Source organism: Variovorax paradoxus, assembly GCF_024734665.1.
GTDB lineage: Bacteria > Pseudomonadota > Gammaproteobacteria > Burkholderiales > Burkholderiaceae_C > Variovorax.
This window is the reverse complement of record NZ_CP102931.1, coordinates 6,406,048-6,421,944: the sequence shown is the minus strand read 5'-3', so window position 1 is coordinate 6,421,944 and position 15,897 is coordinate 6,406,048. Positions and strand designations below refer to the sequence as shown.

Annotated in this window: 14 protein-coding genes; 6 read left to right on the top strand and 8 right to left on the bottom strand. The window is 66.8% G+C overall.

Annotated features, from left to right (window positions below; translation table 11 throughout):
* Nucleotides 1–16: 16 nt before the first annotated feature.
* The 3 genes from NWF24_RS30040 to NWF24_RS30030 all read left to right on the top strand — a co-directional run bounded on the left by NWF24_RS30040 (nt 17) and on the right by NWF24_RS30030 (nt 2,907).
* Entirely contained in the window at nt 17–517 is a 501-nt protein-coding gene (locus NWF24_RS30040) for a nucleoside deaminase (protein ID WP_258351715.1), read from the top strand.
* A gap of 87 nt (nt 518–604) precedes the next feature.
* Nucleotides 605–1,807: a M20 aminoacylase family protein gene (locus tag NWF24_RS30035; protein ID WP_258351714.1), complete on the top strand. Its 1,203-nt coding sequence runs from the start codon at nt 605–607 to the stop codon at nt 1,805–1,807.
* Nucleotides 1,804–2,907, top strand: a complete 1,104-nt coding sequence (locus NWF24_RS30030; RefSeq protein WP_258351713.1) for a M14 family metallopeptidase — start codon at nt 1,804–1,806, stop codon at nt 2,905–2,907. The genes NWF24_RS30035 and NWF24_RS30030 overlap by 4 nt, the downstream gene beginning before the upstream one ends.
* On the opposite strand, the gene NWF24_RS30025 is transcribed toward NWF24_RS30030, so the two are convergent.
* On the bottom strand, nt 2,908–4,035 hold the full coding sequence (locus tag NWF24_RS30025) for an ABC transporter substrate-binding protein (protein ID WP_258351712.1): 1,128 nt from the start codon (nt 4,033–4,035) through the stop codon (nt 2,908–2,910).
* 51 nt (nt 4,036–4,086) lie between these two features.
* On the opposite strand from NWF24_RS30025, the gene NWF24_RS30020 reads away from it, so the two are divergent.
* The 3 genes from NWF24_RS30020 to NWF24_RS30010 are packed head-to-tail and all read left to right on the top strand — an operon-like array spanning nt 4,087 to nt 7,581.
* Nucleotides 4,087–6,150, top strand: a complete 2,064-nt coding sequence (locus NWF24_RS30020) for a molybdopterin-containing oxidoreductase family protein (protein ID WP_258351711.1) — start codon at nt 4,087–4,089, stop codon at nt 6,148–6,150.
* The gene (locus NWF24_RS30015; protein WP_093076822.1) at nt 6,147–7,271 is read left to right on the top strand and encodes an aminopeptidase; all 1,125 of its coding nucleotides are present in this window, start codon (nt 6,147–6,149) and stop codon (nt 7,269–7,271) included. Before NWF24_RS30020 ends, NWF24_RS30015 begins: the two co-directional genes overlap by 4 nt.
* Nucleotides 7,264–7,581 (top strand): polyhydroxyalkanoic acid system family protein, encoded by a 318-nt coding sequence (locus NWF24_RS30010; protein WP_258351710.1) that lies wholly within the window; start codon nt 7,264–7,266, stop codon nt 7,579–7,581. Before NWF24_RS30015 ends, NWF24_RS30010 begins: the two co-directional genes overlap by 8 nt.
* A gap of 12 nt (nt 7,582–7,593) precedes the next feature.
* Here the strand turns inward: NWF24_RS30010 and NWF24_RS30005 are convergent, their stop codons facing one another.
* The 7 genes from NWF24_RS30005 to NWF24_RS29975 all read right to left on the bottom strand — a co-directional run bounded on the left by NWF24_RS30005 (nt 7,594) and on the right by NWF24_RS29975 (nt 15,754).
* On the bottom strand, nt 7,594–8,331 hold the full coding sequence (locus NWF24_RS30005) for an SDR family oxidoreductase (protein WP_258351709.1): 738 nt from the start codon (nt 8,329–8,331) through the stop codon (nt 7,594–7,596).
* Between the two features lie 168 nt (nt 8,332–8,499).
* On the bottom strand, nt 8,500–10,026 hold the full coding sequence (locus NWF24_RS30000; protein WP_258351708.1) for an FGGY-family carbohydrate kinase: 1,527 nt from the start codon (nt 10,024–10,026) through the stop codon (nt 8,500–8,502).
* Between the two features lie 13 nt (nt 10,027–10,039).
* A complete protein-coding gene (locus NWF24_RS29995; protein ID WP_258351707.1) occupies nt 10,040–11,167 on the bottom strand; it encodes an alcohol dehydrogenase catalytic domain-containing protein in 1,128 nt (375 codons plus the stop codon).
* A gap of 39 nt (nt 11,168–11,206) precedes the next feature.
* Complete coding sequence (locus tag NWF24_RS29990; RefSeq protein ID WP_258351706.1) at nt 11,207–12,199, bottom strand: ABC transporter permease; 993 nt, start codon at nt 12,197–12,199, stop codon at nt 11,207–11,209.
* A 96-nt stretch (nt 12,200–12,295) separates the two neighbouring features.
* Nucleotides 12,296–13,807, bottom strand: a complete 1,512-nt coding sequence (locus NWF24_RS29985; RefSeq protein ID WP_258351705.1) for a sugar ABC transporter ATP-binding protein — start codon at nt 13,805–13,807, stop codon at nt 12,296–12,298.
* Nucleotides 13,808–13,832: 25 nt separating this feature from the next.
* The gene (locus NWF24_RS29980; RefSeq protein ID WP_258351704.1) at nt 13,833–14,753 is read right to left on the bottom strand and encodes an ABC transporter substrate-binding protein; all 921 of its coding nucleotides are present in this window, start codon (nt 14,751–14,753) and stop codon (nt 13,833–13,835) included.
* Nucleotides 14,754–14,863: 110 nt separating this feature from the next.
* Nucleotides 14,864–15,754: an AraC family transcriptional regulator gene (locus tag NWF24_RS29975; protein WP_258351703.1), complete on the bottom strand. Its 891-nt coding sequence runs from the start codon at nt 15,752–15,754 to the stop codon at nt 14,864–14,866.
* Nucleotides 15,755–15,897: the final 143 nt, after the last annotated feature.

Sequence of the window (15,897 nt, the reverse complement as noted above, 5' to 3'; positions counted from 1 at the left end):
GGGGCGTTGTCCGCAAATGACCACCGACAACTTGTCGCCACGCGACCTCGAACTTCTGCGCATGGCCATCCGGCTGTCGGATGAGTCGAAGGCGCGCGGGCGCCATCCCTTCGCTGCGCTGGTGGCGAACGAGCATGGCGAGGTCGTCGTCACCGCGGGCAACAACTCGATGCCGCCCGAGGGCGACCCTACGCAGCATGCCGAACTGGTGGCCGCCGCGCAGGCCGCGCGCCTGCTCACGCCCGAGCAGCTCGCGCGCTGCACGCTGTACACCAGCGCCGAACCCTGCTGCATGTGCGCGGGCGCCATCTACTGGACGAACATCGGCCGCGTGGTCTACGCGCTGTCCGAGCACGCTCTGCTCGGCCTGACCGGCGACCACCCCGAAAACCCGACCTTTTCGCTTCCCTGCCGCGAGGTTTTCGCGCGCGGGCAGCGACGCGTCGAGGTGGTGGGGCCGCTGCTCGAAGAGGAAGCCTCTGCGCCGCACGTCGGCTTCTGGACCGCCGGGCACTGAACCCCGGGTGCGCACCCGGGGTGCGTATTTTTGGTGGTGCCTCGAAACGCCAGAGTGGATAGACTGGCATTTTGAGACGTCCACGCCATGAAACTCATCGACTCGCTCGTCACGCAGGCGGCTGGCATCGCCGCCGTCCGACGTGACCTTCATGCCCACCCCGAACTCTGTTTCCAGGAAGTCCGCACCGCCGACGTGGTGGCAGGCAAGCTCACCGAATGGGGCATTCCCATTCACCGCGGCCTGGGCACCACCGGCGTGGTGGGCATCGTCAAGAATGGCTCCAGCAGCCGCGCAGTCGGCCTTCGCGCCGACATGGACGCGCTGCCCGTCACCGAACTCAACACCTTCGCCCACGCCAGTAAGCACCACGGCAAGATGCACGCCTGCGGCCACGACGGCCACACGGCCATGCTGCTCGCGGCCGCTCAGCACCTGGCGAAGAACCGCAACTTCGACGGCACCGTCTACCTGATCTTCCAGCCGGCGGAAGAGGGCGGCGGCGGCGCCCGCGAGATGATCAAGGAAGGACTGTTCGAGCAGTTCCCCATGGACGCCGTGTTCGGCATGCACAACTGGCCCGGCATGAAGGCGGGTCAGTTCGCCGTGAGCCCCGGCCCGGTGATGGCCTCGGGCAACAAGTTCCACATCAACGTGATCGGCAAGGGCGGCCACGCCGCGCTGCCGCATACGGGCATCGACCCGGTGCCTATCGCCTGCGAGATCGTGCAGGCCTTCCAGACCATCCTCACCCGCAAGATGAAGCCGACCGATTCGGCCGTGATCTCGGTCACCACCATCCATGCCGGCGAAACCAACAACGTGATTCCCGACAACTGCGAGCTGTCGGGCACGGTGCGCACCTTCTCGCTGGAGGTGCTCGACCTGATCGAGGCGAAGATGAAGCAGGTCGCCGACCACATCTGCGCGGCGCACGACGCCACCTGCGACTTCCGCTTCGAGCGCTACTACCCGCCCACCATCAACACCGAGGCCGAGGCCGACTTCGCGCGCCGTGTGATGGGCGGCATCGTCGGCCCCGAGAACGTGCTGAAGCAGGAGGCCGCCATGACTTCCGAAGACTTCGCCTTCATGCTGCAGGCCAAGCCCGGCGCCTATGCCTTCATCGGCAACGGCGACGGCACGCACCGCGACGTGCACCACGGCGAAGGCCCGTGCACGCTGCACAACGCGAGCTACGACTTCAACGACGACCTCATCCCGCTGGGCGCCACCTGCTGGGTGCAGATCGCCGAGCAGTTCCTCAAGCCCGGCGGCGCAGCGACATGATCGGCATCGCAGAGGCCTTTTCGCCGCGCTACGCCCAGGCGCGCCAGAAGTTCCTGCAAGGCTGCGTGAGCGCCGGCCTCACGGTCGAGCCGCATGCGCACCCGCTCAAGGGGCGCGACGGCGAAGACCTGTCGATGGACGTCGCGCTCGACGGCGACGCGAATGCGCAGAACCTGCTGATCGTCAGCAGCGCCTGCCATGGCGCCGAAGGCCACTGCGGCAGCGGCGTGCAGGTGTTCGCGCTGCACGACTCTGAATGGCGCGAGAAGGCCAAGGCGCAGGGCGTGGCGGTGCTGTACGTGCATGCGCTCAACCCGCACGGTTTTTCCTACGGCCGGCGCGTGACGCACGAGAACGTCGACCTGAACCGCAACTTCATCGACTTCTCCAAGCCGGTGCCGGTCAACGAGCCGTATGCCAAGCTGCACGACCTGCTGCTGCCCGCCACCTGGCCGCCCACGCCCGAGAACCAGGCGGCCGTGGACAAGTGGATCGGAAAGCACGGCGCCACTGCCTACCAGGCGGCCGTGACAAGCGGGCAATACCAGTTCGACGATGGCCTGTTCTTCGGCGGCAAGGCGCCGACTTGGAGCAACAAGACCATCCGCAGCGTGCTCAAGCGCCACGCGGGCAACGCCAAGCGCCTGGCCTGGATCGACCTGCATACGGGGCTCGGCCCGAACGGTCTGGGTGAACGCATCTTTGCCTGCCGCGACGACAAGGTCGCCTATGCGCGCGCCAATGCGTGGTGGGGCACGCCCGCCGCGCCCGTCACTTCGATCTACGACGGCTCCTCGACTTCAGCGCTGCTGCGCGGGCTGATGTGGGACTCCGTCTACGAGGAGTGCCCGCAGGCCGAGTACACCGGCATCGCGCTCGAATACGGCACGCTGCCGATCCTCGAAGTGACCGGCGCGCTGCGTGCCGACCACTGGCTGCACAAGCACCCTGAGGCGCCGGCTGACCTGGCCGACGGTATCCGGGCACGGATGCTGGAAGCGTTCTATACGGACACCGATGCCTGGCGTGGACAGATCGTCAGCCAGGCGCGGCAGGCGATGTTCCAGGCCGTGGGCGGTCTCAGCGGCAAGGCGGCCTGATCAGGTCCTGACGCGGCCGTCGCCGGTCAACATCGACAGCTCGACAAACTTCGAGCCCACGTGGTTCTTGGCAGAGAACGACACCTCGAACCCGCCGAACTGCTGGCGGTCGATGCTTTCCAGCCCTGCGATCAGGCTCTCGCGCGTGGGCTTGCCCGGTGCCTTGCGCAGGCCCTCGGTCAGCACCTTCGCGGCCAGGTAGCCTTCCATGCTCGAAAAATTGGCGCTCGCGCCGCCGCCGGCCTTGCGCACCGCCTCGGTGAATTCGCGCGCCAGCGCATTGGCCTGGTTGTAGGGCGAGGGCACCACCTGCGTCACCATCACGCCGGCCGCGTCCTTGCCCAGCTCGTCCGCCAGCGCCTGCGTGCCGACGAAAGACATATTGAAGAAAGTGCCGCCGTAGCCCGCCTTGCGCGCCTCGCGGATGAAGGCCGCGCAGGCCTTGTACGCGCCCACCTGCACCACCGCGTCGGGCTTCGCCGCCACGATGGACTTCACCGCCTGCGCCACGTCGGCCGAATTGCGCTCCACCGTGGCCAGCGCCACGGGCTTGAGCTGCTGCTCGCCGAGCGCCAGCGTCACCCCGTCGAGCCCGGCCTTGCCGTAGGCGTCGTTCTGATAGAAGACCGCGATCTTCTTCAGGCCCAGGTGGGTGAGCTGCTTCACCATCAGCGCCGTCTCGTCGTTGTACGAGGCGCGCACGTGAAACACATTTTTCTGGAAGGGCTCGCGCAGCGACATCGCGCCGGTGAAGGGGGCCACGAACGGCACCTTGTCCTTCACCGCCAGCGGCAGCGCCGCCAGGCTGGTCGGCGTGCCTATGTAGCCGAAGAGTGCGAACACGTCTTCCGAGATCAGCTTCTGCGTGTTGGCCGCGCAGCGGTCGGGCTCGTAGCCGTCGTCGAGGTTCTTGATGACCACGTCGCGGTGCCCCGACTGGGCGTTGTACTGGTCCAGGAACAGCTTGGCGCCCTGGTGAAACTGGATGCCCAGCTGCGCCGCCGGACCGGTGAACGCTGCCGACTGGCCCAGCACCAGCGGCGTGTCGCCCTGTGCCCGCGCGATGCCGAAACCCCCCAGCGTGGCGGCCGCGCCTGCGGCCAAAGAAAAATGACGTCGATTCAACATGATGAAAACCCACTCCCGCGCTCTGACTCGCGCACAAATTAGACTCGCCCGATGGCCCACGCACCGGATACCTTGCTCGAAGAAGCGCCTCCCCAGCCCGTAACGACCACCGTGCTGGGCGCCTGTCCCCACGACTGCCCGGACACTTGCGCGCTTGTTACAACCGTCAAGGATGGCGTGGCCGTCAAGCTGCAGGGCAATGCCGCCCACTCGCACACCGGTGGCGTGCTGTGCACCAAGGTGTCACGCTACATCGAACGCAACGACCACACCGAACGGCTGGTACAGCCCCTGAAACGTGTCGGCCCCAAGGGCAGTGGCCAGTTCGAGCCCGTGTCGTGGGACGCCGCGCTGGACGACATTGCCGCGCATCTTCGAGTATTACAGGGAAAACCCGAAGCTATTGTCCCCTACAGCTATGCGGGCACCATGGGGCTGGTGCAGGGCGAGTCGATGGATCGGCGCTTCTTCCACAAGCTGGGCGCCACCCTGCTGGACCGCACCATCTGCTCCATGGCCGGCGGCGAAGCCATGGTCTACACGCTGGGCGCCAAGGTCGGGATGCGCATCGAGTTCTTCGCCGAGGCCAGGCTGATCCTCATCTGGGGCAGCAATTCCATCGCCAGCAACCTCCATTTCTGGCGCCATGCCCAGGCCGCCAAGCGCGCCGGCGCACGGCTGGTGTGCATCGACCCGCGCAAGACCGAAACCGCCGACAAGTGCGACGAGCACATCGCGCTGCTGCCCGGCACCGACGCCGCGCTGGCGCTGGCCCTGATGCACGAGCTGATCGTGCACGACTGGCTCGACCACGACTACATCGCCAACCACACGCTGGGCTGGGAGCAGCTGCGAGAGCGCGCGCTCCAATGGCCGCCGTCGCGCGCGGCCGAAGTCTGCGGCATCCCTGAAGAACAGATCGTCTCGCTGGCCAGGGCCTACGGCACCACGAAGCCGGCTGCGATCCGCCTGAACTACGGCATGCAGCGCGTGCGCGGCGGCGGCAACGCGGCCCGCGCCATCGCCTGCCTGCCGGCGCTGGTTGGCGCCTGGCGCGACCGCGCGGGCGGCCTGCTGCTGAGCAGCTCGGGTCATTACCCGGTCGACCGCGCCGCGCTTCAGCGCCCCGACCTGCTGGCCGGGCGCAAGCCGCGCATCGTCAACATGAGCACCATCGGCGACGCGCTGCTGGACACCGCCAATCCGGTGGAGGCCATCGTGGTCTACAACAGCAACCCGGTGGCGGTGGCGCCCGAGTCGGCCAAGGTGGCGGCCGGCTTCGCGCGCGAAGACCTGTTCACCGTGGTGCTGGAGCAGTTCCGCACCGACACCGCCGACTACGCCGACTACCTGCTGCCCGCCACCACGCAGCTGGAGCACTGGGACATCCACTGCAGCTACGGCCACACCGACGTGCTGCTGAACCGCCCGGCCGTGGCGCCGCGCGGCGAGGCCCGCAGCAATGCCTGGGTGTTCCGCGAGTTGGCGCGCCGCATGGGCTTTGGCGAGCCCTGCTTCTCGGATTCCGACGAAACGCTGTGCCGCACCGCCTTTGCCGACAACGCCATCGACTTCCCCGAACTGCTGGCGCAGGGCTTCACCAGCGTGAAGTTGCCCGAGGCGCCGTTTGCCGAAGGCAGCTTCCCCACGCCTTCGGGCCGCTGCGAATTCTTCAGCGCGCGCCTCGAAGCCATGGGCATCGGCGGCCTGCCCGACCACGTGCCCAACTGGGAGCCGGCCGGCAGTTCGACCGAATTTCCGCTGGCCATGATCTCGCCGCCGGCGCGCAATTTCCTCAACTCGACCTTCGTCAACGTGACGAGCCTGCGCGCCATCGAGGTCGAGCCGCTGCTCGAGATCCACGAGGCCGACGCCGCCGCGCGCGGCATCGAGGACGGCGCGATGGTGCGCGTGTTCAACAAGCGCGGTGAGCACCGCTGCCGCGCCGAGGTCTCGCGCCGCGCGCGGCAGGGCGTGGTGCACGGCATGGGCATCTGGTGGCGCAAGCTCGGCATGGACGGCACCAATGTCAACGAGCTGACCAGCCAGCGCCTGACCGACATCGGCCGCGGCCCTACGTTCTACGACTGCCTCGTCGAGGTCGAAAAGGCGTGAGGCCTCTTCCCGCGCTTGCGCTGGCCGGCGCGCTGTTGCTCACCGGCTGCGCCGACCTCGGCTACTACTGGCAGTCCGCCAGCGGCCACATCGGCATCATGCGGGCCGCCAAGCCCGTGCCCGAGTGGCTGGCCGACCCGGCCGTGTCCGCGCCGCTGAAGGCCAAGCTCGAACTCACGCAGCGCATCCGCCGCTTCGCATCCGCCGAACTCGGCCTGCCCGACAACGCCAGCTACAAGTCGTACGCCGACCTGCACCGCCCCGCCGCCGTGTGGAATGTGGTGGCCGCGCCGCCGTACTCGCTGACGCTCAAGAGCTGGTGCTTCCCGGTGGCCGGCTGCGTGGGCTACCGCGGCTACTACAGCGAGGACGCGGCCAAGGCCGAAGCCGAGGCGCAGAAGAAACAAGACCTGGAAGTTGCCGTGTACCCCGTGCCCGCGTACTCCACGCTGGGCTGGATGAACTGGGCCGGCGGCGACCCGCTGCTGTCCACCTTCATCGGCTACCCCGAGGGCGAGCTCGCGCGCATCGTGTTCCACGAATTGGCGCACCAGGTGCTCTACGTGGCCGGCGACACGGTGTTCAACGAGTCGTACGCCACGGCCGTCGAGCGCATCGGCGGGGCGATGTGGCTGCAGCGCGAAGCCGGCGAGCAGGCCCGCCGCGAGTACGCCCAGTTCGATGGGCAGCGCCAGGACTTCCGGGCGTTGGCGCTCAACACCCGCCGCGCGCTGACGCAGGTCTACGAATCGCCCGAAGCCAAGGCCAAGGACTGGGCCAAGGTCGAGGTCATGAAGCAGGCGGCCATGACCGATTTCCGCGAGCGCTACGCGAAGCTGAAGGAGGGCTGGTCCGGCCCCCGCCGCAACGCCTACGACGCCTGGGTGGCGCGCGCCAACAACGCGGCCTTCGGCGCGCAGGGCGCCTACGACGATCTCGTGCCCAGCTTCGAGAAACTCTTCGAGCGCGAAGGCCACGACTGGCCGCGCTTTTACACTGAGGTCCGGCGCATCGCCGCGCTGCCGACCACGGAAGAACGCCGCAGTGCCTTGCAGGCGGCGACCGGCATCATGCAAACCCATTCCAGCCCGGAACAAAAAAACGGAGATCACGGTGCCTGACATCCATATCGAACGCAACCACACGCTGGGCATCGCCGGGGCGCGCGTCGCCGCACGCCAGTGGATCAAGCAGGCCGAACAGGAGTTCGGCCTCGAATGCGTCTACACCAAGGGCGAAGACCGCGACGTGGCAACCTTCACGCGCGCTGGCATCGACGGCACCGTCGAGGTCACGGCCAGCACCTTCACGCTCGATGCGACGCTGGGTTTCCTGTTCAGCAGCTTCAGCGAAATGATCGAGCAGAAGATCACGCGCAACCTCGACGCGTTGCTCGAATCCCCCCGGGGTAGCGGCACCCGTCTCGCCTGAGAGCCTTCGGCTTCAGGCGATGGTGTAGCCGCCGTCCACCGGCAGCGCCACGCCGCTCACCATTGACGCGCCATCGCTCAGCAGAAAGAGGATCGGCGCCACCACTTCTTCCACCTGCGCGAAGCGGCCCAGCGGAATGTTCCTGAGGGCAGCAGCGCTCTTGTCCGCGTCGGCCCAGGCCTGTTCGGCCATCGGCGTGAGCGTGACGGTCGGGTTCACGCTGTTCACGCGGATGCCGTGCGGCCCGAACTCCAGGCACAGTGAGCGCGTGATGGCGTCCATCGCAGCCTTCGAGGCGCAGTAGCAGAGGTGCGCGTCGAGTGCGACCAGTGAGGCCTGGCTCGACACGTTGACGATGCTGCCGCGTATGCCGGCCGCGATCATGGCCTTGCCGCAGCGTGAGGCTACGAGTGCTGCGGCACGTGCGTTGACGGCCATGACGGTGTCGAAGCTTTCGGCCTTCATTTCGGCGGCAGATTCGAGCAACGCGATGCCGGCGCAGTTCACGACGAGGTTGAATGCGGGCAACTGCGCGAGCGCGTGCTCCAGTGCGGGAGCGTCGGCCACGTCGAGTACCAGTGGCGTGCAGCCGGCCTCGGCGTGCAGCGTCTCCAGTGCTGCGGCGTTGCGTCCCACGGCTGTGACTTTTGCGCCGGACTGCGCGAGTCGCATCGCCACTGCGCGGCCGATGCCGCTGCTCGCGCCGGTCACCAGTGCGCGTTGGCCGGAGAAGTTGAAGGAGGTTGTCATGTCAGTTGCTTCAGTGTTCGGTCGGGGTGCGTGCGAATGACACCGGGTGCTCCCCTCCGCGAATGTCCCCCGCCTTCGGCTCCTCCTTTATTTCGCTGCGGGGAGCACCCGGTGCCATTCGCACATGGACGCCGCTGTCGTGATCGCGCCCCCGATCGCATCGAATAGTCACATCAGCCGATGCATCGCATCACGCAACGCGGGATAAAGGGATTTGTAGATCTCGAAGCGCTCTCGATACACAGCCTGCGCCGCAGGCTCAGGCCGCGCCCGCTCCACCAGCGTGACCCAGCCGCGCTCAGCCGTTGCAGCATCGACCAGCCCAGCACCGAGTGCCGCGAGCATCGCCGCCCCGAGCGCCGCCTCGACTTCTTGCTCGATGGTGAACACCGGATAGCCTGTGATGTCCGCCACGATCTGCATCCACAGGTCCGAGTGTGCCGCGCCGCCGACCACGATCAGCCGGTCGTCCAGCGGTTGCCCGCTTTGGCGTCCCGCCTCGATGTTGTGCTGCAGCGCGAAGCTCACGCCTTCGAGCACCGCGCGGTACAGGTGCGCCCGGCTGTGCGCGAGCGAGAGGCCGATGAAGGCGCCCTTGGCCCGCGCGTCCCAGATCGGGCTGCGCTCGCCCATGAGGTAGGGCAGGAACACGAGGCCTTCCGCGCCGGGTGGCACGTCGACGGCCTTGCGTTCGATCAGCGCGTGCGCGTCTTCGCCGGTGCGCGCCGCCTCGGCCACTTCGGCCTGGCAGAAGGCTTCGCGGAACCACGTGATGGCCGCACCCGCCGTGATTGCGCCGCCGAACACATAGCTGCGGTCCGCACCGCGATACACGTGCGGCATGGTGATGAGCTTGTGCCGTGCATCGACCGTGGGGCTCACGAAGCCCCAGCACATGCTGGTGCCGATCATCGCCACATGGTCGCCGCTGCCTGTAACGCCCGCGCAGAAGGTGGCCACCGCCGCATCGACACCGCCCGCCATCAGCGGCATGCCCTCGGCAAGGCCGAGCTTCGCGGCCCATTCGGTGCTCAGCCCGCCGACCACCTCGCTCGACTCGGTCAGGCGCGGCGGCATCATGCGCGACGGAATGCCGAGCATCTGCATCGCCTCTTCGGACCACTGTCGGCGCGCCGCGTCGTACACGCCGCCGATGTTGCCGGCCGAGCTGTGATCGACCGCCAGCTCGCCCGTGAGCCGCCAGTTGATATAGCTGTTGGGCGGCAGGAAATGGCGCGTCTTCGCCCATACCTCGGGCAGGTGCTCGCGCACCCACAGGATCTTGGTGAAGCCGTAGTAGCTGTCCACGCCGTTGCCGGTGATGGCTTCGAGGCGTGGTACGTCCACGTTCGCGTTCACCCATGCAACCTCGGCCGTGGCGCGGCGGTCCATCCAGATCAGGCAGGGGTGCAGCGGCTGCATCTCTTCATCGACCGGAATGCCCGCGCCGCCGTAGAGGCTGCTCACGCACATCGCCGCGATGTCCGACGGAGCGACGCCGCTGCCGGCCACGCAGGCGCGCACGCTCTCGCGCACCGCGTCGAACCACACGGCGCAGTCCTGCTGCGCCCACAGCGGCTTCGGCGTCTCGGGCTGGTAGGCCACGCTCGCTTGCGCATGCACCTTGCCGTCGATGCCGACCAGCAGGCACTTGGTGCTTTGCGTGCCGATGTCGACGCCGATCACGTATTTCATGATGTGTTGTCTCTCAGGATCGGGGCTGCGGCTTGAGCAGCACCTTGATGGAATCCAGCGAGTTTGCCAGCGCGAAGGCGCGCTCCCATTCGGTCAACGGAAAGTCGTGCGTCACGATGCCCTGCGAGGTGACGAGGCCGCGCGCCAGCAGGTCGATGGCAACGGGGTAGCAGTACGGACCCAGGTGCGCGCCGCGCACGTCGAGCTCCTTGCGGTCGCCGATGATCGACCAGTCGGCGCTGGTTTCCGAGCCGAACACGCTGAACTCGACGAAGCGGCCGAGCTTGCGAATCATCTCCAGCCCCTGCGTCACGCCGATGGGCGCGCCCGTGGTCTCGATGTACACGTCGCAGCCGTAGCCTTCGGTCAGGCCCTTGACGATGGCGTCTGCGTTCTCGGTCTTCGGGTTGATGACGACGTCGGCGCCGTATTGCTTCGCGAGCGCCAGGCGTTCCGGCACGAGGTCGATCACGATGAGTTTCTTCGGCGTCTTCAGCGCGGCGACCTGCACCATCATCAGCCCCAGCGGGCCGGCACCGGCGATCACCACCACGTCGTCGAGCTGGATGTCGCCGCGGTTCACCGTGTGGATCGCGCAAGACAGCGGCTCGATGATGGCCGCGTCTTCCAGCGAGATGCCGTCGGGGATCTTGTGCACGCGCGAGGTTGACGGCAGGCGCATGTAGTCGGCCATGCCGCCATCGGCCACGATGCGCTGGAAGCCGAAGATGTTGTGCACTTCGCACATCCAGTATTTGCCCGAAGTGCAGAAGCGGCACTTGCCGCAGGGCACGATCTGCTCGGCGATCACGCGGTCGCCTTTCTCCACACCGAAGTGCTCGGCCGCGCCTTCGCCGAGGGCTTCGACATACCCGAAGAATTCATGGCCGGGGATGACCGGCGCCTTGACCCATGAGGGCTGGCCGTCGCCACCCCAGAACATCTTCGCGCCCGAGTGGCACTTGCAGTCGGAGGCGCAGATGCCGCAGGCGGCGATGGAGATCAGCAACTCGTTCGGGCCGATGGCCGGCATGTCGACGGTTTCGAGGCGGTAGTCCTTGGGGCCGTGGCAGACGACGGCCTGCATGGCGAGCTGGGCGATGGCGCCCGATGTGCCGGGTTGGAGCTTTTGATAAGACATGAGGTTGGGGAGTTTGGGGGGAAGGTGTCGGCTGCGAAGTCAGCGCTTGGCTTCGCGGCTGATGAAGATGGCGAGCAGGACGATCCCGCCCTTGATGATCAATTGCAGGTACGGCGACACGCCGATCATGTTGAGGCCGTTGTTCAGCACGCCCAGCAGCAGTGCACCGACCAGCGTGCCGACGATGGCGCCGCGCCCGCCGGCGATCGATGTGCCGCCCATCACCACGGCTGCGATGGCGTCGAGCTCGAAGCCCACGCCCACGCCGGGCTGTCCGCTGGTCACGCGCGCTGCCTGCACGATGCCGGCGATGGCGGCGGTCATCCCGCTCAGCGCATACACGAGCAGCTTGTAGCGCGACACGCGCACGCCCGAGAGTCGAGTGGCTTCCTCATTGCCGCCGATGGCATACACGTAGCGGCCGAACGGCGCCATGTTCAGCAGCACGTAGGCCACGAGGTACGTCGCCAGCATGATGAGGATCGGTACCTTGATGCCAGCCAGCACGCCGCCGCCGAGAAAGGCGAAAGAATCGGGTAGCCCGTCGATGGGATAGCCGCCCGTGTAGATCAGCGCAATGCCGCGTGCAATGCCCATGGTGGCCAGCGTCACGATGATCGGCGGCATGCGCAGGTAGGCCACGCAGTAGCCGTTGAACAGGCCGATCACCACGCCAACGGCCAGGCCGAGCGGCACGGCCAGCATCGGCGGCAGGCCGAACTGCACCATCATTCCCGAGGCCAGCGTGCCCGACAGTGCCACCACCGCGCCCACCGAAAGGTCGATGCCACCGGTGAGGATCGCGGCCGTCATGCCCACCGCGATGATCGCGTTGATCGACGACTGCAGCGCGATGTTCTGCAGGTTGCCCCAGGAGAGAAAGTTGTCGGTCGCGACGATCATGAAGACCGAGATCGCGACCAGGCCTACCAGTGGGAGGAAGGCTGTGGAGCGGCGCAGCTGGGTGAAGAAGCCGCCTGCAGGTGCCGGTGGTGTGGGGTGGGTTGCGGTTGCGGTTGCGGTTGCGTTCATTTCATGTGCTCCACTGGGTATTGCGCGAAGACGGGATGCCCTGTGCACAGTGGGCGCCGTCGGCGTGATCGCGCCTCGAAAAAATCTCTGTCGTAGTCATTGAGCGCCTCCCGACGAAGTGGCGTAGCGCATGATGTCGCCCGAGTTGATTGCGTCGCCTTCGAGCGTCGCCACGATGGCCCCGCCCGAGAACACGGCAACACGGTCACACATGCCGACGATCTCAGGCAGCTCGCTGGAGATCATCACGATCGATTTGCCCTGCCGAGTGAGCTCGCGCATCAGGCCGTAGATCTCGGCCTTGGCGCCCACGTCGATACCGCGCGTGGGTTCGTCGAAGATCAGCACTTCAGAGGCGTGGCCGAGCCAGCGCGCGATCACCACCTTCTGCTGGTTGCCACCCGACAGCGTCGCCACGCGCGTCTCGATGTTCGGCGCCTTCACACCTACGCGGCGCGAGAGTTCGCCGGCCGCCTGCTTCTCAGACGCCTGGCTGACCAGCCCCGCGCTGCGGTGCCTGCCGAGGTTGTTCAGCGAGATGTTGAAGCGGATCGTGAAATCGGTGATCAGCCCTTCGACCTTGCGGCTTTCGGGCAGCAGGCCGATACCGTTCTCCAGCGCCTGCGTCGGGTCGTTCAGTCGCACGGGCTTGCCGTTGCGCAGCACCGTCTTGCGATGCACGCGGTCGGCACCCATCATGCCCAGCGCCAGTTCGGTGCGGCCCGAGCCGACCAGCCCTGCAAAGCCGAGGATCTCGCCTTCATGCAGTTCGAAGGCGTTGATGGGCCCGCCCTTCGCTAGCTGGATGTGCGGCACTTCGAGCACCTTGCGCCCGCGCGGCGCAGGCACCGGCTTCGGCGGAAAGTTGTGTTCGATGCGGCGGCCCACCATCATTTCGACCAGCGCATTCACATCGGTCGCGCCCACCTCGGCATGCCCTGCGTTGGCACCATCGCGCAGCACGCTGATGCGGTCGCACACCTCGAAGATCTCGTCGAGGTGATGCGAGATGAAGATCATCGCCACACCCCTGGCGCGCAGCTCCCTCATGATCTTGAACAGGTGCCCGGCCTCGTTCGGCGTGAGCGTGGCAGTCGGTTCGTCGAGCACCAGCAGGCGCGCCTTCAGCGACAGCGCCTTGCCGATTTCAACGAACTGCTGCTGCGCCACCGAGAGCCGGCAGATCGGCACGCCGAGGTCGATCTGCACACCCAGCTCGTCGAACAAGGCCTGCGCGGATCGCTTCATCGCCGCCTTGTCCATCAGCCCGAAACGGTTCTTCAGGTAGCGTCCGAGGAAGATGTTCTCCACCGCGTTCAGGTACGGGATGAGGCTGAACTCCTGGAAGATGATGCCAATGCCGGCAGCAATCGCATCGTTGTAGCCCGCGAACTTCCGCTCGCTGCCTTCGATGAAGATGCGCCCCTCGTCGGCCTGGTAGATGCCGCCGAGGATCTTCATCAGCGTCGACTTGCCCGCGCCGTTCTCGCCGAGCAGCGCGTGCACTTCGCCCTTGCGGATCGAGAGGTCGATGCCCGCGAGAGCCTTCACGCCCGGAAAGCTCTTCGAGACGCCTTCGAGCCTCAGCATTTCGGCGGTGTCGTTCATGGCCGTGCGCTGCTTCTGGCGTCGGTTACCAGGTGAAGGTCTTCGCGCCGTCGGCGTCGATCAGCTTCACGTCGACCGGCACCGCAGCGGGCACGTTGGCACCCCACTTCTTCGCCAGCGCGATGCCGATGGCCAGGCGGATCTGGTCGCGCGGGTACTGCGCGGTGGTGGCGATGAACTTCGAGCCGGGCTTCTGCATGGCCTTGATGGCCTCGGGGGCGCCGTCCACGCTGGTGAGCTTCACGTCCTTGCCGCTGGCTTCGATGGCGGCGAGCGCGCCCATCGAGCCGCCGTCGTTCACGCTGAAGATGCCCTTGAGGTTGCCGTTGGCCTGCAGGATGTTCTCGGTCACGGTGAGCGCGGTGGCGCGTTCCTGCTTGCCGTTCTGCGTGCTCACGACCTTGATGCCGGGGTATTTGGCGAGCGCCTCGCGGCAGCCCTTCACGCGCTCCAGGATAGGCACGACCGGAATGCCGTCGAGGATGGCCACGTCGCCTTTCTCGCCGATGCTCTTTGCCAGGTACTCGCAGGCCAGGCGGCCGGCGTCGGTGTTCTTCGAGCCGACGAAGGAATCGACCGGGCCTTGCGCGTTGGCGTCGACCGCCACCACCACGAGGCCCGCTTTCTTGGCCGAGCGCACGGCCGACTGCACGCCGGTGGAGTCGGTCGGGTTCAGCAGCAGGATGTCGACTTTCTTCTGGATCATGTCTTCCACGTCGCCGATCTGCTTGGCCACGTCGTGCCGCGCGTCGGTGGTGACCACGGTGGCGCCGATGCTGGCGGCGGCCTCTTCGAGCGCCTGCTTCATCGTCACGAAGTAGGGGTTGTTGAGCTCCTGGAAGGTCATGCCGATGCGCAGCGGCTGCTTCGAGGCTTGCGCCTGTGCGGCGGATGCGCCGCAGATCAGCGCGGCGGTAAGGGCGGTGGCTTTGAGGATGTTCTTCATGGTGGCTGTCTCCTTGGGTTTGTGACTGTCGAAAAACGCGGACAAAGGCTCGCCCCACGCGGCGCCCGAAGGGCCGCGTCGGTGACGACACGGGGAACACGGAAGCCCGGCTACGGCGGGTTGGCGGCACGCGAGGCCGCGGCCTGCATGCGATGGAAATTGCGGAACTTGGTCGGCGGCATGCGCTTGTGCAGCAGGAATTGCCGGTTGAAGTTCGACACGTTGTTGAAGCCCACGTCCATGCAGACGTCGAGCACCGGCTTCTCGCTGTTGGTGAGAAGCTCGCAGGCGCGGCTGATGCGCAGCCGGTTCACGTAGCGCACGAACGATTGGCCCGTGTGCTTGCGGAAGGATCGCGAGAACGCGCTCGGGCTCTGGCCCACCAGCTCGGCCAGCATCGGCTCGCGCAGGTCGTCGCCGAGGTTGGCCGCGATGTGGGCCAGCACGTTGTTGATCGCGTGCGACATGAAGGCCTTGGGGTCGGGCTTGAACGCGGGGCTGGCCAGGCGCTGGCGGTCGTGGCCGTCGGCCAGCAGTTCGAGCAGCGACAGCAGCAGGATCACGCGGCGCAGGCCGCGCGCCTCCAGCAGCGATTCCATGATCGGCTTGGCCGCGGCGGCGGTCTCCACCGAAAACAGCAGACCCGAGCCCGATTCGGCCAGCAGCGGCGCGATGCGCTCGAACTCCGGAAAAGTGCCGGCCATGTTCTGCACCAGCCCGGCCGGAAACTGGATCACGATGCCGCGCCGCTCGACGCTCTGGCCTGCGGGCACGTCGCTGATCCAGTTGTGCGGCAGATCGGGGCCCATCATCACGAGGTTGCCCGGCTCGAAGTGGCCGACGTGGTCGCCCACGAAATACACGCCCTGGGTCTCGACGATCAGCTGGATCTCGTACTCGGGATGGAAGTGCCAGCGCACCGTGCGGTACGGGTAGCCGTGCGCCCAGCAGGTGAACGATTCGTCACCGCGGACTTCAACGATTTCCAGGTCGGGTTGCATGGGGCGGACTGTACGAACCGCTCCCGATGCCAACAACCAGAGAAGGCGTCCCGGATCGATACTTTTTTGACTTCCGGGGAGGCCTGAACGACCGATGCGGCGACTTGCATTGCGCCGCAGCAAACCCCTTTCTCCTCGGGGAG

Bases quoted from the DNA above. Each gene is read 5' to 3' on its own strand.
- NWF24_RS30040 (WP_258351715.1), top strand. From the start codon at position 17: ATGACCACCGACAACTTGTCGCCACGCGACCTCGAACTTCTGCGCATG.
- NWF24_RS30035 (WP_258351714.1), top strand. From the start codon at position 605: ATGAAACTCATCGACTCGCTCGTCACGCAGGCGGCTGGCATCGCCGCC.
- NWF24_RS30030 (WP_258351713.1), top strand. From the start codon at position 1,804: ATGATCGGCATCGCAGAGGCCTTTTCGCCGCGCTACGCCCAGGCGCGC.
- NWF24_RS30025 (WP_258351712.1), bottom strand. From the start codon at position 4,035: ATGTTGAATCGACGTCATTTTTCTTTGGCCGCAGGCGCGGCCGCCACG.
- NWF24_RS30020 (WP_258351711.1), top strand. From the start codon at position 4,087: ATGGCCCACGCACCGGATACCTTGCTCGAAGAAGCGCCTCCCCAGCCC.
- NWF24_RS30005 (WP_258351709.1), bottom strand. From the start codon at position 8,331: ATGACAACCTCCTTCAACTTCTCCGGCCAACGCGCACTGGTGACCGGC.
- NWF24_RS30000 (WP_258351708.1), bottom strand. From the start codon at position 10,026: ATGAAATACGTGATCGGCGTCGACATCGGCACGCAAAGCACCAAGTGC.
- NWF24_RS29995 (WP_258351707.1), bottom strand. From the start codon at position 11,167: ATGTCTTATCAAAAGCTCCAACCCGGCACATCGGGCGCCATCGCCCAG.
- NWF24_RS29990 (WP_258351706.1), bottom strand. From the start codon at position 12,199: ATGAACGCAACCGCAACCGCAACCGCAACCCACCCCACACCACCGGCA.
- NWF24_RS29985 (WP_258351705.1), bottom strand. From the start codon at position 13,807: ATGAACGACACCGCCGAAATGCTGAGGCTCGAAGGCGTCTCGAAGAGC.
- NWF24_RS29980 (WP_258351704.1), bottom strand. From the start codon at position 14,753: ATGAAGAACATCCTCAAAGCCACCGCCCTTACCGCCGCGCTGATCTGC.
- NWF24_RS29975 (WP_258351703.1), bottom strand. From the start codon at position 15,754: ATGCAACCCGACCTGGAAATCGTTGAAGTCCGCGGTGACGAATCGTTC.